The sequence below is a fragment of the Clostridium sp. genome, assembly GCF_036660475.1.
GTDB lineage: Bacteria > Bacillota > Clostridia > Clostridiales > Clostridiaceae > Clostridium_J.
Genome location: NZ_JAVXAO010000001.1, coordinates 535,477 through 551,228 on the forward strand (window position 1 = coordinate 535,477; position 15,752 = coordinate 551,228).

Here is a 15,752-nt window from a genome sequence, read left to right on the forward strand (position 1 = left end):
GTAAAGTTTATTGAAAATATTTACTATTGTTACTTTAATTATAATCGTATTTGCTAATTAAATCGAGCATTTCAAGAAAATTCTAACTATTTTAGCAGAAATCTTAGATTATATTCAAAACCAGTATTAATAAAACTTCACTATAAATAAGGATGTGTATAACCCTACACACCCTATTATATATTATATATCCTATTCCACTGTAAAGCTCCAATTTCCACCTTGATTTATCTGAACTTTATCTATATTGAAATATATTTTTTTCAATAGCTTTTCCTTTACTGATAAATCTTCATTTTCTAGATATAATTCTCCAGTAAAATCACCTTGACCGCCCATACTTCCACCACTTCTAAAACTTTGCCAAATCATGAATACGAATCTATCCTTATCATAATTATCAGAGTAATCAAGCTTAACTTTATATTCTCCGTTATTATTTTCTATAGTTGTAACCTTAATATTATCATCTAAGCCTTTTAATTTTATTTCTTCATTTACCTCATGGTATTTCCCTTCTTTAGGGATTTTTAAAACTACCTTAGTTCCCACCTTCATTTCATATGCCAAATCTATATTTGTTATCTTAATATAAAGCTTTCCTTCATATCCATTCGATATTTTATATGCTCTTCCAGTTCCATCATTAGCACTTTCTATGATTAAAATATTTCCTTCTTCATCTCTTACCTCTATGTCATTAATATGATCTAATCTTAAAATATAATTCTCAAGGTCCTCGTACTCTCTATCACTCCATATCTTAAAATATCTTTCACCATTTTCATAGTAACTAGTCGCTCCAATTAATATATCTTTATCCGTTGAATTTCCACCAATTTCATTATATCCATTTTTAAATTCTACTTTATTTAAAGTAAAGCTATCTATCTTTTCATTTTCATGGTATAAATCAAATTCTGTTATCAACCCATCATTTTGAGTAAAATTAAATTCTGAACATACCTTATCTGAACCTCCAGCATGTGACGATCCCTCGACCTCCAAGGTCTTTCCATCCTTTGTTTTCATTGTAATCTCTTTTATTATAACTGGATATGATATCCCTTTTTCTGAATTTGAATCGCTCCATAGTTCCACATATATATGCTTCCCGTCATTAATAATACTCTTTATGAATCCATCTTTGCCATCTATTTTAACATTCCTAGGTTCTTCTAAAATATAAAGAACTTTATCTCCATCACCTTTTATAACACCCTGAGATGGTGTGAAGATTAACTTCTCAGTTATTTGTGCAATAACTTCTTGTCCTATTGGTGAGAACCCTAGAACTAATACTATTATCGCTACCATTGCTGCTACTTTACATCTTTTATTATTAATATATTTTTTATTTAAATCTAACCTTTTTCTTAAAGATTTTTTTAATTTTATTTTTTCATCCTCAGTCATCGGTATTTCCTCAAAGTTACTCACATCGAATTCCACATCATTGAATGTATCATAAATATCCTTCTTATTCATAGTTAGATACCCTCCTTCACTTCTTGGTAATATAACCTTCTCAGTCTCTCTTTCCCACGGCTAATCCTCGTATTTATGTTACTTACTGATAATTTTAAAGCTTCACTTATTACCTTACTCTTCTCACCAAGTAAATACTTCATAATAAATATAGTTCTATCTGGCTCTTCAAAAGACTCTATTATTCTAATTAATCTATTACTTTCAATATTATCTATGAAACTATCCTCTGCACTTCTTACACTTATGATGTTTTCATCAACAATTTCATTATTGTTTTTCTTAGAATATTTTCTAAAATAATCAATAGACTTAAACTTAGCTATGGCGCCAAGCCAACTTTTAAACTTGAAATCCTCACCAGTAAACTTGTGACCATTTTCCCAAATTGCTATAAATACATCTGAAATACATTCCTCTATAATTCCTTTATCCTCTAAAGAACATAATGTTTTAGTTATAATTGCTTTTATTAATGGCCCATATATATCAATTATATAATCGAGCGCTTTTGGGTTTTTATATTTTAATTCTTCTATAAAGTTTTTCTCATCAACCCTCATTAAATTTCCTCCCATGAAGTAACTATCACTTTTAGATAATTACGATTTACACTTTATAAACTAATATTATAAAAACTATTAGTTTTTACTTTCACCCTATATATCGAATGTACTTATATTAATCTTACAACATTATAATGATTATTATAAAAAACTTAATAATTAAATATTTATATGTAACCACTTTGGTAGAATAGTTCCTTTTCAAATTCATGTAAGTATTCTACTATAATATTTATATCAATTTTATCAATACATTAAAATATCTCAAAAAAGATATAAGTGCCTATCTGTTAAGATAGACACTTACATATCTGAAAATAAATAATAAGTTAAATATTCCTTATAACATTATTGCTACTAAACTTGCAGTTACCATAGCTGCTATAGTTCCTACAACTAAAGCTTTTAAACCAAATTTCATTACTTCTGATTTTCTACTTGGTGCTAAAGTTATCATAGCTGAACTAACTATTCCTATCGATGCAAAGTTAGCAAAGTTTGTGCATGCAGTAGTTAATATAGCTACTGTTCTTGAAGATAAGGCTCCTAATTCTACAGCCTTAGCCATACTATCAAAGGCTACAAATTCATTTACTCCAACCTTATATCCAAGGACCTGCCCAAAGGTTGATATTTCACCTGTAGGAATACTTAATAGCCACCCAAGAGGCATAAATATTAATCCAAGTATTTGTGATAGTGAAGTCCCAAGTAAACTAAGGAAGTAATTTATGATTGCTACTACCCCTAAGAATCCTATTAATGTAGCTCCAATTGCTAATGCAACCTGCATTCCTGTAAGAGAACCAGTAGTTATTGCTTCAAATATATTCTCATAAGACTCTCCAGTTATTTCTATCTCTTCTTCCACATTAACTTCTTCAGCTTGTGGTACTATTATCTTTGCAATCATAATAGTTGAGAAAGGAACTGTAAATACAGCTATTAGCATATATGATAAATCAAAACCCATACCAACATATCCTGCAAGTATACCAACACTTGCACTGGCAAACCCTGATGCCATACATACAAACAACTCAGAATTACTTATTTTTGGTAAATACTTTCCTACAACTAGAATCGCCTCAGATCCACCTAGCATCATGTTAGATACACAACACATAGACTCCACCGGTGACGTTCCTAATACCTTAGCTATAGCTCCTCCAAGGTACTTTACAAGGAATGGAATTACTTTGAAAAAATATAATACCGATATAATTGCTGACGTAAATACTATAAGGGATAATGAGTTAATCGCAAATACAAATCCCGTTGTAGAAAGTCCTCCAAACACAAAGTTTACACCTTCCATTCCAAGCTCAAACACCTTACTAAATCCATTTGCTATTCCTTCAAGGATTCTACGACCAATGGGTACCTTTAATACAAATAACACAATAAGCGTCTGTATTAATAGTCCAATCCCCACCGCTCTCCAACTGATTTTCTTCCTATTGCTAGATAATAAAAAACTTATACCTATCAAAATAGCTATCGCTATTATTCCTAATGCTAACTTCATCTCCTACCCATACCTCCATTAATTTCATCTTTTGTTTTTATAACTGTAATTTTATATCTTATCATATAGTTTTTCGTAATTTCTCTATAGAATATTCATTATTATAGAAATTACTTATTTTTATTAAGTTTTGTAACGAATACTACAGAAAAAAATGAAATAGTATATGGTTAATCATTAGGATCCTAAAAATTATTTATATCGAAAGTCTTCCCCTTCTTATATCCCTATTTATAATTTAGAATTGTAAATTTAAAATTATAATTTTTTAGCCTTATATTCTGAATTTTAAATTTTTATTTTTCAATTCAACACTACTTCCTAATTTTTAAGACAGGTTTTATCATACCAAAAATCACTAGTAAATGAAAGGTCATATTTTAGCAATATTAATTTCTCAAAATTCAGATACATCTTAAATTATGGCTATGTTTTAAATTACTGTTAATGAGGCCTCCATATTATCTTTGCTAAAAAATTAGCGTTGTATTCATTAATACAACGCTAACCTTATATTATATATTCTTTTTAAAATATCCCTCTAACCCATTAACAATCTTAGCTATATTTTTATAGTTAAGTTTTTCATAAGTGTCTTCACCTGTATGCATATATGGAGTCACCCCTATTTCTGTTAATTCAATAGCTTTATAACCAACCTTCCAGAATGAACCATGATCATCAGTCCACATATCTTTACACTTGCATAAGTTAAGATTACTATTCTCTATTATGGTATTCATAAATGCCTCTGAATCCTCATTAGTTACATAGGTTACCGGATATGATTCTGATAAATCTCCTTCCCAAGTTCCTATAGTATCAAGGTTTATAACACCCTCTAATTTGATTCCCATTTCTTTATATCGCCCTGCAAGATGCTTGCTCCCTATTCCCCCTGCTTCCTCTAAGTTAAAAAGTACAAATTCCATATTTAACTTTAAATCACTAACCTTTAATAGTCTAGCTAATTCTAAAACTGCTGCCACACCAGAAGCATTATCATCTGCGCCTGGTGCTTTTTCATCCTTTGAAATAGAATCATAGTGGGCACATACAATATAGTTTTTATCTCCACCATTATTTAACCTAGCTATTATGTTATTATAGCAACCACCTTCATGTTGAAAGGAATCTACTTCTACACTATACCCTATCTTTTTTAATTCATCAGTTAAATATGTTTCTGCTATTTTGTTTCCCTCATTTAAATAATGTCTACTTTCTATTAAAGATAATGTTCTCACACAGTTTACTAAATTTTCTTCATTGCACATCCTTGTTGAACTCATTATTTTATCCCCCTTTAATTCCCTATTTTAAAATTAATACAATCTCTCCAACTTTCTAAGGTTATATCTTTTATTATAATCTATATTCTAAGTTTTCAGGCCTTAATTCCTTATAATTTCAACTTTCAAAAGACGAGTTCTACTAACAAAGCCACAACTTTCTAATGTTAGCTTTGAGTTTGTATTATAGTACCAACAGCCACATATAGGAATCTCACCATTTTCATAACACAACTGCTTCAATTTAGTTATTATAGTTCTCCCTATACCCTTTTGTCTGTAGCATTCTCTAGTAAACATTCCTATGCTTGTGTATCCCTTGAGTATCTGTCCTTTTTCAGTTATACCGAAACCTAGGACTTCACCATTATCATCCTTCTCAAATACATACAACTCGCCATCTTTTATCTGAGCATCTACATCTTCAAAGAAATCTACACTAAGTTCCTTTATGATATTCACATCCTGTAAATTAGCTAATCTAAGTGATCCACCTTCACAGAAACTAATTTCATCCTCATATTCTTTGTTGTCTTGAAAAAAGTATGCTTGGTTACTTATATTCTTATTTTCCATATCGCAAACACAACTTAAAAACAATTCATCACCAGTACATACATACGCAGAATCTATTTCTTTAAAACTTTCAAGAATAATTTTAAAGACATTTTGAGCATGTCTTAAGTGCTTATATTCTATATAAAACTGAGTTAATAATTTTCCTTCGAAAATTGCAAAATATCCAATTCCAACTTTATCTTTAACTACTTCATAAAATTCAGATGCTATAACGTGATCATCTAAATATGAATCAAAGGGTGATGATAATGTTTTTACATATGAATTCATAAGTTTAATTATGTCACTAATACCACATGGCTTAAATTCTATATTCACCTTAAGCTCTCTCCTCTACACCACTATTTAATTTTGAAAATATAACCCTGTCTTCATATTTATTAACCTCTTTGTTGTACACTGACTCCCTACTTATTCCGTCTATTTCAAACCCTAATTTTCTGCATAAACTAATAGATGGAATATTATCTGGATGTATTAAAGCCTCTATTCTATGCAAATTTAATGTTTTGAATCCATATCCTATAATTGCTTCGCCAACTTCACTCATAACATTTTTTCTCCAATACTTCTTATTGAGCATGTAGCCAATTGTACAATTGAAATTATTTTTGTTAAAATTATTAAGTGCTATTAATCCAATGACCTTAAAACTGCTTTTTTCCTCAATGCACCATCTAATAAACCGTTTTTCTTCAAATCCCCTTAGAAAAGCTGCTACTGATTTATGTGCTTGTTCCATAGTTTCCATAGGTGTAGTTTGTTGGTATTTAACAGCTTCTTCTTCACAATATATTTCATATATATCTTTATAATCTGTATCCTTAACTTGCCTTAGTATGAACTTATTTGTTTCAATCATTGGAAATTTATCAAAAGCTAGATCAATTTTATTCATATCATCTTCCTCGCTTCTACATTCTAAATTACAATTCATATCTATAATAATCAAACTGTGTTTTAATTTCAAATCCATTGTTAATGTACAAATTATAGGCTATGTGATTTTTACTATCAACCTCAAGAAGTATATCTTTAATATCCATATCTAACATCTTTTCTATCAGTAGATTTAATAGTTCCTTCCCATATCCAAGACCTCTATATTTTTGTAAAATTCCTAGGCCACAAATGAGTCCATCATTATTTTCTAAACTAATGCTACCTACTCCAACAATTTCATCATTTGATTTAACCATATAAGGTTCCCTGTCTTCAGAATCCAAAGCTCTATTAACCATTGATTGTGCCATTTCTAAGGTATTATTATAAATATCAACGTACACTTCTGCTATTTCATCTGCATTTTCTCGTTGTACTGGTACTAAATTCAATATACCTCTACTCTTTAACCCCTTATTTGAGCCATAGATTAATAAATACTCTGAGAAATCGTATTTTGCATTAAGGTTCTTTAAAACACATTTCGCAGCCTTACTTTCTGGCTCTTGAACAAAGAGCATTTCATTAACCCCGTACTTTTTTATCTCCTCCATTGACTTTTTAAGCAGTAATTTGAAGTACCCTTTATTCCTTTCTAAAGGAAGCGTATATGCTGATATCTCTGCTTCTTCTGAGGTTGGTATAAACATAGATAAAAAACTTACAAGAACATCATCCTTATATCCTAAAAAGAAACAATTGACCTCTTTATTAAAACTTAAATCACTTGATAAAAATACATCTCCTTTTAACCCGTCATGCTGCTTACAAATACCTTCTAATTTTCTTATTTCCTTAACTTGTTCTTCATTTAACTCTTTTAATTCTAAAACTTTCATCACTTTACACATCCATTCCCCAAATTTGTTTCATTTCTTCACAATTTACTAGTAGTTCTTCTAACTCCCCATTCGCTTCAACTCTTCCATCTTTCATCACTATAACTTTGTCTGCATTTTTTAATGCTATATGCCTATTTGAAACTACTATTGCCGTAATATCTTTCTTTTCAAACATTCTATCCCAAAGCTTTATCTCAGTTTCTATATCTAAGGCGCTTGATATATCATCGAATATATATAACTCTGATTTTCTTGCAAACATACGAGCCACTGCAACTCTTTGCCTTTGCCCACCTGATAACTTAACTCCCTTTGAGCCAATTACAGTTTCTATACCATCTTTAAAACCTTCAATATCTTTCTCCAGCACCGCAGAATATATAGCTTCATTTATATTACTACTCTCCTCATCTAGTCCTAATAAAATATTATTCTTTAAGGTATCACTAAATAAATTAGGACTTTGAGAAGTATATGCACTTATAGGTGGAATAAATTCTTTACTATTATCTTTAATTTCATGATTGTTAAAGTAAATTTTACCGCTATCCCTCGGTAACACCCCTAAAATTGATTTTATAAGGGTAGTTTTTCCTGAACCTATCCTACCTGTAATGACAACAAATTGTCCCCTATCTACAGTGAAATTTACATTCTTAATCCCACTTATATCATTATATTTATAAGTTAAATCTTCAACTTTTATTGTTTTAAGCTCTTCATGAACCGTCTTAACTTCATCCTTAGGTAAATTGCCCTTTAAATGAATTGAATTATGCTTTAATAACTGCTCTTCCTTATTTTCTTCAAGGAGCATAAACATTCTTCTAAATGCCACTCCCCCTTGTTCATATCTTGCTAAAATTTCTCCTAGAAAACTAGCAAAATCCGCCACAAAGGTTAAGTAGTATACAAATAGCGAAAAATCACCCACAGAAAAACTTCCATCTACCATATACCTTCCTGCTAAAAGTAATATTAATCCTGTCCCAATATTTACAGTGTTATCATATATGGCATCAAGAACTTTATTAAGAATTTTATCTTTCACCATATATTTATGTCGCTCTTTATTTAAATTATTTAGGTTATTAATTATATATTTCTCACTACCGGACACCTTAATAGCTTGTATTCCATTAAAAATTTCTCCTATTGCTCCAGATACCTCACCTGTAGATTCCCTAGCTGTAGTTCTATATTCTTTTATACTCTTCATAGCTTTTTTAGCTAAAATTATAACTATCACTAGTGGTGCAAATACAAATAGAGTAATTTTCACATTTATACTTAATAAAATACAAACTGCCACTATTGCAAAAACTCCATCTCCTAATATATCTAGCGTATAGCTTATAACATTTTCTATCTCGCCTATATCATCTCTAAAGCAATTCATAGATTCTCCTAAAGATGCTTGTTTTTCATTGCTATCTTTATCTAATATACACTCCAGTAAATTACGTCTAAGAATTGCGCTCATACTAAATCTATGAACTGCATCTACCTCACCACCAATTCTTATAATAATGGACCTTACTAAAGCAACTACTATAAGCATGGCCATAAGTCCTAGTACCTGATTATTTATTCTTCCACTAATTTGTAATTCATCAAAGAATTTTTTAGTAATTAATCCTGGTATAAGGGGAAAAACATGAATCATCATCCACAAAATACAATTTGAAGTGTATAACCAGGGTCTATATTTTATCATTTGCCATATATACTTTAGAACATCATATTTTTCTTCCTTCTTTTTTATCATACTAACACCTCCTCCAGGCCCTTTTGTAGCAGATTAAAGAACTTAGAATTACTATCTTCGCAAAGCTTCTTTCTATTTCCATACTCCGCTATTTGACCTTCTTCTAAAATCAAAATATTATCTGCTCTATGAACAGTTCCTAATCTGTGGGCTATTATTATACATGTCCTATCCTTTAAAAGTTTATTTAATGAAGCATCTATAAGCCCTTCAGTTATAGGATCCAACTTAGAAGTAGCCTCATCTAATATAACTAACTTAGGATTCTTTAGAAAAACCCTTACAAAAGCTAATAGTTGAGCTTCTCCAGCTGATAGTCCACTACCCTCATTGTCTAACATAGTATCTAAGCCTTTAGGTAGATTATTAAGCCATGACATTAAACCAATATCCTTAATTATCCCAAGAATAGTATCATCACTTATATTCGGATTAAATAGTGTAAGATTTTCTCTAACTGTAGCATGAAATATTTGTACCTCTTGAGTCACATAGCTTATACTCTCCATTAAACTCTCTTCACTTATCTCTTTTAAATCCTCACCATTAAATTTTATACTGCCGCCACAAACATCATAAAGCCTCACAATAACTCTAGCTAAAGTAGTTTTTCCGCTACCTGTATGACCAAGAACCCCCAAAACAGTATTCTTAGGTATATTCACATTTATATTTTCAAGTACCTGTTCTCCATCTTCATAACTAAAGTCTACAGCTTTTATTTCTACCTCCACAGGATTTTTAGGATCTAAAACCTTCTCACCAAACTCTATAGTACTCTTAGTATCAAACAATTCCTTTACTCTTTTTATACTAGCTTCAGCCTTTTGAAGTTCTTGCATCTGAGACCTAATCTCCTCTAACGGATTTACCATAAGCTCTGTATAATAGAAGATTAAATATACAGTACCAAAGGTTATAACAGAATTTCCATAAAGATATGCTGATAATAAAAGTGCCATTACATTCCCAAGGCCAAAAACAATCAAATTTGCAATCCACATATAGTAATAACCTAATGTTGACTTTACTTCTGTTGGTAACATCTTTCTATAAAACTTATACAAAGTATTCATGGTATAAGACTTTGCTCCACAAGTATTTATGTCCTCTACACTAGTGATTTGCTCACCTAAAAAACCATATAGCTTTGCACTATTCTCTCTTGCTATTCCCCAATGAACCGAAGCCTTTTTTTCAATCAATCTCATAACAATCAATGATAAACTAGCAAACAAAGTTAAAGTTACTCCAATTCTCCAATCTTCCCTAAGTAAAATTATAAGAATCCCTATAATTAATCCACCGTTAGTTAACAGTTCTAACATAAATGTAGAAAAGAAACTAAATAGAGCATTTACATCTCCATCAACTCTTTCAAGCATTTCCCCCGATTGATGTTTTTTATGGAATGACATATCCAGCTTAATACAATGATCAATTAAATCTACCCTCAAATCATTTGTTGCACTCCAACCTATATTTTCACTAATATAAGTTGATATAATTCTAAACAGTTGTCTAACAAGTCCAAATCCAATAAATAATAATGCCGCTATTATTAAATTTTTACTTCCTCCTCCGGTTTCTACGGTATCAATAAAATATCGTAATATCTGCGGATTATATAGCTGCAACCCTACATTTAATATCAGTATTATTAACAATATAATCACACTAAGCTTTTTCTTTTCTAAATACTTGTATAATAACCCCAAATATTCTTTTAATGGTAATTTCATATTTTCTCACCCCTTCTTTTATATTTTTTTGTTTTTTCTAAGTCCCAACACTCCTAGCTTCCTAGCTTCCTAGCTTCTTAACTTGCTAACTTCCTCCACCTCAAACACCTTTGTACCACTTATGTTATCCCTCCTAGCGCAATACACTATTCTAAATAAATAAAATTACAAATTCCTTATCTACACCCATTTAGAACATAACTTTTTACAAAATAAAATAGCCATATCCTTCACTCAAAATGATAGGATATGGCTATTACGCACATATTTGTTTTCAAGTATAACTTATAAACTTACAATGACTAGAGTCTACTTTTATACTCCATTTATATAATGTGAACATACACCTTACATAAATGCTAACTCTATAGTTTACTTTTACACTTACAGTTAGATTAAAACATGAAAATATAAAAAGTCCCAGAGATACCCTGGGACTTAACTACAAATCATCATTTTAAACCTTACTTTAAAAACCTATAATTTGAGGCAGGGCATAATTATATATTTTATTTGTTGATTTTAAGTTTTTAATTACAAATAACATATTCCTACCTCCTTTTTTACTTTATATACCTATTATAGTATTCTTTTGAATATTATGTCAATAGTTTTTTTTATTCCTTCTAACTAACACCTTAAATTAATGAGATTCCTAAATTATCCTCAAGTATCGTTACCCTTTTATTTGTTGCATCAAGCTGTATCTCTACTCCTATTGGTAGAGTCATCATTGGATGTGTGTGACAACAATCAAACTCTGCCAAGAAGGGAATATCACACTCTCCCATAACTTCCATCAGTACCTCATAAGGTTTCCTACCAGTTCCACAATCCTCAAATAGCTCATGCTTGCCAAGGATAATTCCTGAGACTTTTTCAAAAACCCCATTTAATTTAAGAAAAGAAAAGCTTCTCTCTATTGTAGCTATATCTTTTAAAGAATCCTCAATAAATAATATATCTCCACATTTTATCTCCGGCATATATTCACTTCCCCATATACCTTGCATAGTATTTAAGTTTCCACCTATTACTCTGCCTTTTACCCTTCCATCATGAACTGTTATAACTTGATTTTCATACTCTAATTTCGACCTATCTTGTGTCTTCCAGTCAACCATTTCATCAGTCCACACCTCTGGATTTCTAAGTGTATATGGTAATTTTATATTCTCTATTAAAACCTCTTTAAAATAATCATAGGTTACATCTACAAAGGGTGGAAACTCTCCAAATGAGGCAGCTGTTGCCGGTCCATAAAATGTATTTATTCCAGTTTTCGCATAAATACCAAGAAGTATTGCCGTTACATCTGAATATCCAATTATAATCTTAGGATCCCTTTTAAACGCCTCATAGTCTATATAGGGTAATATTGAATTAGAATTCATCCCACCTATAGTAGACATAATACATCTAACTTTTGGATTTCTGATTAACTCATTTAGCTCCTCAGCTCTTTCTTTAATACTGCCCGATCTATAGTAATCGCTTTTCCCTGTCAATAATCCCTCAACAATGTTAAACCCCTTACTTTCTAGAAACTCTTTTCCCCTTTTATATCTCATGGGTACCGTAGATGTTATTGGTGATGATGGAGAAAACATTCCTATACCATCACCTATTTTTAACTTTTTCATTTATATCCCCCCATTGTTTTTATTAGAACTATACTTTTCATATTCCTTTGACCATTTTTCTAAAGCCTCTAATACTGGTAAAAATTTTTCACCAACCTCCGTTAAAGAATATTCTACTTTAGGTGGTATTTGATTATAAACATTTCTATGAACAATTCCATAACCTTCTAACCCTTTCAGCTGTTTTGATAATGTTGCTTGTGTCATATCTGGCAATTTTCTATGTAATTCTCCAAATCTAAGTGTTTCCTTACTTAATAAATATATAATTAACATATCCCATTTTCCACTTACTATTTTCTGAACCTTTGCAAATGAACAATCTTTAAACGATTTTTCTTCATAATTTTCCATAAAAAACACTCCTACTACTATCTTTATAGATAGTACTATCTTTTTTAATTGTACTTTATATCTTTATTATAATATGTTAAATTGAGGCTATCAATAAAATAATTAATTCAGTGTACAAGTCTGTACACCATATATAATGAGGAGTGACTTAAATTATGAAAATCGCAGTGTTTGGTGCAACAGGTGGAATTGGTAAATTCGTTGTAAAGCATGCTTTAGAACAAGGATATAGTGTGAATGCCTATGTACGTAATCCATCTAAACTTGAAAATACCTATAAAAATCTTACTGTCTTTGTTGGTGAAATATCTGATTATAATAAAATTAGAGAAGCTATCACTGATTGTGATGCAGTTATAATAACTTTAGGAATATCTATGAAATTTGGATATGAAGATACCTCCTCAATAGAAGCTCATAAGAATATTATTAAAGCTATGAAAGAATTAAATGTGAAAAGACTTATAGATTGGTCTACTCCAACCGTAAAATTTAAAAATGATAAACCTTCTTTTTCAACAATTATTCCCGGTATTATGGCGTCATTATTTCTGCCAAAAGCAAAAAAGGTTCTTGTGGAAGTAACCAACCAAGTTATTAGTTCTAATTTAGACTGGACAATTATAAGATTTATGGCTCCAAAAGATTCTCCATTTACCCAACGAATTAAAGTTAGCTTTGGTGATGTTAACCTAAATTTTAATATTTCCAGAGAAGATATTGCCTATTTTATGGTTAATCAAATATCAGATAATAAATACCTTCATTCTATGCCTATTATCGGTAGTTAATAGTAAGAACTCCAATTAAGTTTAATAATACTAAAAAGAGTTGCCTCAAAATTTACTTTGATGCAACTCTATATTTTTTAATGTACAAAACTCTACCTTAATTTATCTATTATTGTGGAGTCTAATATATTAATATTTTACCTCATAAAAATATTAATGTTCCCTTTAACTTGGGATTTAGACTATTAGAACATTCAATTCAATTTCTCATACGACCCTATACCACAATCTGACTTAAGTATACTTTCCATAAACTTCTTAATTTCATTGCCTTTACTTAAAATCACTACTTTGTTAGTATATTGATTAAGTCTAACTTCTAAATCATCTTTTCCAATCTCATAATTATTTAAGGCCTTAAACATAAACTTAAGCATATGTATACTAGGCTTATATAAACATTCTTCTAATCCTAGTTTTTGCTTAAAGAATCTAGTCATAACTCTCATCTTCCTGACAAAGATGCTAGGTTTAAGATGTACAATTACATCGGCAGCTTCCATGCCTTCAGAAAACATTATTCTACCAGCATCTTCAATTACCCAATAAGGTTTTATTATTATGCTTTTGAACAACAGATTAATCTCCTCATCAGTTCTTCTAATATTTCCCCACTCTTTATTAGTCTTATCTTTAATATGTACAATACCGTCAAGATGTGTGCATTTAATCCCTAATTTATTTGATAGTTTTTTTGCTAACGTTGTCTTACCACTTGCAACAGAACCAACAATATAGATTCTCATATAAAATCCCCTTTGAATATTTACTCCCAATACATCTCCATAGCTAAGAATTCATATTCACCGCCATTTACATTCCAAACAAATTCTTCAGTGACTTTAAATCCTAATCTTTTATATACCTTTATTGCTCTTTCATTAAATTTTACTACAAGCAAATTAATCTTTTCAAGATTATATTTTTCTCTACCAAACTCTAATACAACTTCTAAGATTTCTTTTCCAATACCCTTTCCGGTTAAGTCTGGCCTCATTTGTATTCCAAAGGAAACTTCCTTATCATCTTCATCTCTATCAAAACAGCAGTTACCTATTAATTCATTCGTCTCATTATAAATACCAAAAGCACTCTCATCTTTATCTAGATTCATTGCCCACTCTTTTTTTCCCTCACTCCTATCATTATCATAAAAACAATATATTCCATCAAACTTCCATGTTGCAATGTTTTTAGCGTCACTTTCCGTTACTCTTCTTATTTGTATCTTCATGGTATATCCCCCCCTTTTCCCTATAAATTACGCTTTATATATTTTGGTAGCACTTCATATAACTTTGGAGATATAGTATCTAAATCATATTTAGTGACATCCTTAAGTAATACTATCGCTATAAAATATTAAAATATAAATTCATTCTACTTCCTTCTCATCAATCTCATAACTCCACCTATTAGAAATCCTACACCTAATACCAATGCAATCATACTTGAGAATAACTGTCCAATAGCAAAATTATTTATTAAGCCTATGATTATCGGAACTAATATTATTAATCCCAAAATTATCATTACTATTGGTGATCTAATTATATTTTTCAGCGGTAATGGAATACGACCTGTGCCAACCCAATGTCCAGGATTTGTAGAGTTTCTTTGCCAGTCATTTATATCTTCTAACTGTTTTTCTAGTGGATTTAATTCATTATTATTTTTATCACTCACTATACCGCCTCCATTATTTTTTATAAGTCTACTTATCTAATTAACGTTATTTATATACAAACTAAGTTCATGCTACAATTACATTATAGTAAATTTATGTATTTATTACAACTTAATTGCTTTTAGTTACAAATATCATTATTAGATATTTACTAATTATTTTATTTACAGATTATTATCAATTTAACCAAAAAAATCCATGGTGAAATTGCCACCATGAATTTATTTATTTGAAGGCCGGCTGGTTATATATTTCATGATGCCTTATTTATGTTTAAAATTCTTCTCAACATCTAATTTAAAACATAAATAAAATAATTCCCTTGAATTTGAAGCTAAAAACCATACTGAAATTAGCATTTCCCCTAGAGGCCTCAAACCCTGTCACCTCTAAGCTTTGAATACCATAAGAACATAAAAACATTGTAATTTCCGTAATTTATTTTAGCTTTTTTATCTGTTATGTTTTTCAAATAATTAGGAGGTAGTAATAATGATAAAACATAAAGTTTTTATCCCAAGTATAAATTC

15 protein-coding genes are annotated in these 15,752 nt (G+C 30.2%); 1 reads left to right on the plus strand and 14 read right to left on the minus strand.

Annotation, left to right across the window (positions count from 1 at the left end):
• Window positions 1–192: 192 nt before the first annotated feature.
• From RSA29_RS02260 to RSA29_RS02310, 11 genes are all read right to left on the minus strand, one after another.
• The gene (locus tag RSA29_RS02260) at window positions 193–1,488 is read right to left on the minus strand and encodes a hypothetical protein (RefSeq protein ID WP_346941550.1); all 1,296 of its coding nucleotides are present in this window, start codon (window positions 1,486–1,488) and stop codon (window positions 193–195) included.
• A gap of 2 nt (window positions 1,489–1,490) precedes the next feature.
• Window positions 1,491–2,051 carry a sigma-70 family RNA polymerase sigma factor gene (locus RSA29_RS02265; protein ID WP_346941549.1) on the minus strand — a complete coding sequence of 187 codons (561 nt, stop codon included), beginning with the start codon at window positions 2,049–2,051 and terminating at the stop codon, window positions 1,491–1,493.
• 343 nt (window positions 2,052–2,394) lie between these two features.
• A complete protein-coding gene (locus RSA29_RS02270; RefSeq protein ID WP_346941548.1) occupies window positions 2,395–3,582 on the minus strand; it encodes a nucleoside transporter C-terminal domain-containing protein in 1,188 nt (395 codons plus the stop codon).
• Window positions 3,583–4,097: 515 nt separating this feature from the next.
• Window positions 4,098–4,874, minus strand: coding sequence for a M20/M25/M40 family metallo-hydrolase (locus RSA29_RS02275; RefSeq protein WP_346941547.1), 777 nt, complete (start codon window positions 4,872–4,874; stop codon window positions 4,098–4,100).
• A 102-nt stretch (window positions 4,875–4,976) separates the two neighbouring features.
• Window positions 4,977–5,771, minus strand: a complete 795-nt coding sequence (locus RSA29_RS02280; protein ID WP_346941546.1) for a GNAT family N-acetyltransferase — start codon at window positions 5,769–5,771, stop codon at window positions 4,977–4,979.
• 1 nt (window position 5,772) lies between these two features.
• Window positions 5,773–6,351 (minus strand): GNAT family N-acetyltransferase, encoded by a 579-nt coding sequence (locus RSA29_RS02285; RefSeq protein ID WP_346941545.1) that lies wholly within the window; start codon window positions 6,349–6,351, stop codon window positions 5,773–5,775.
• Between the two features lie 28 nt (window positions 6,352–6,379).
• A complete protein-coding gene (locus RSA29_RS02290) occupies window positions 6,380–7,234 on the minus strand; it encodes a GNAT family N-acetyltransferase (RefSeq protein WP_346941544.1) in 855 nt (284 codons plus the stop codon).
• 4 nt (window positions 7,235–7,238) lie between these two features.
• Window positions 7,239–9,005 (minus strand): ABC transporter ATP-binding protein, encoded by a 1,767-nt coding sequence (locus tag RSA29_RS02295; protein WP_346941543.1) that lies wholly within the window; start codon window positions 9,003–9,005, stop codon window positions 7,239–7,241.
• Window positions 9,002–10,747 carry an ABC transporter ATP-binding protein gene (locus RSA29_RS02300; protein WP_346941542.1) on the minus strand — a complete coding sequence of 582 codons (1,746 nt, stop codon included), beginning with the start codon at window positions 10,745–10,747 and terminating at the stop codon, window positions 9,002–9,004. The genes RSA29_RS02295 and RSA29_RS02300 overlap by 4 nt, the downstream gene beginning before the upstream one ends.
• A gap of 638 nt (window positions 10,748–11,385) precedes the next feature.
• Entirely contained in the window at window positions 11,386–12,390 is a 1,005-nt protein-coding gene (locus RSA29_RS02305; RefSeq protein ID WP_346941541.1) for a S66 peptidase family protein, read from the minus strand.
• Complete coding sequence (locus RSA29_RS02310; protein WP_346941540.1) at window positions 12,391–12,744, minus strand: helix-turn-helix domain-containing protein; 354 nt, start codon at window positions 12,742–12,744, stop codon at window positions 12,391–12,393. It lies immediately after the preceding gene.
• A 155-nt stretch (window positions 12,745–12,899) separates the two neighbouring features.
• Between RSA29_RS02310 and RSA29_RS02315 the strand changes: the two genes are divergently transcribed.
• Complete coding sequence (locus tag RSA29_RS02315) at window positions 12,900–13,535, plus strand: NAD(P)H-binding protein (protein WP_346941539.1); 636 nt, start codon at window positions 12,900–12,902, stop codon at window positions 13,533–13,535.
• 194 nt (window positions 13,536–13,729) lie between these two features.
• Here RSA29_RS02315 and RSA29_RS02320 read toward each other — a convergent pair whose 3' ends face one another.
• The 3 genes from RSA29_RS02320 to RSA29_RS02330 form a co-directional block, all read right to left on the minus strand.
• Window positions 13,730–14,281: a hypothetical protein gene (locus tag RSA29_RS02320; RefSeq protein WP_346941538.1), complete on the minus strand. Its 552-nt coding sequence runs from the start codon at window positions 14,279–14,281 to the stop codon at window positions 13,730–13,732.
• A gap of 20 nt (window positions 14,282–14,301) precedes the next feature.
• Entirely contained in the window at window positions 14,302–14,769 is a 468-nt protein-coding gene (locus RSA29_RS02325) for a GNAT family N-acetyltransferase (RefSeq protein ID WP_346941537.1), read from the minus strand.
• Between the two features lie 146 nt (window positions 14,770–14,915).
• Complete coding sequence (locus RSA29_RS02330) at window positions 14,916–15,221, minus strand: hypothetical protein (protein WP_346933087.1); 306 nt, start codon at window positions 15,219–15,221, stop codon at window positions 14,916–14,918.
• Window positions 15,222–15,752: the final 531 nt, after the last annotated feature.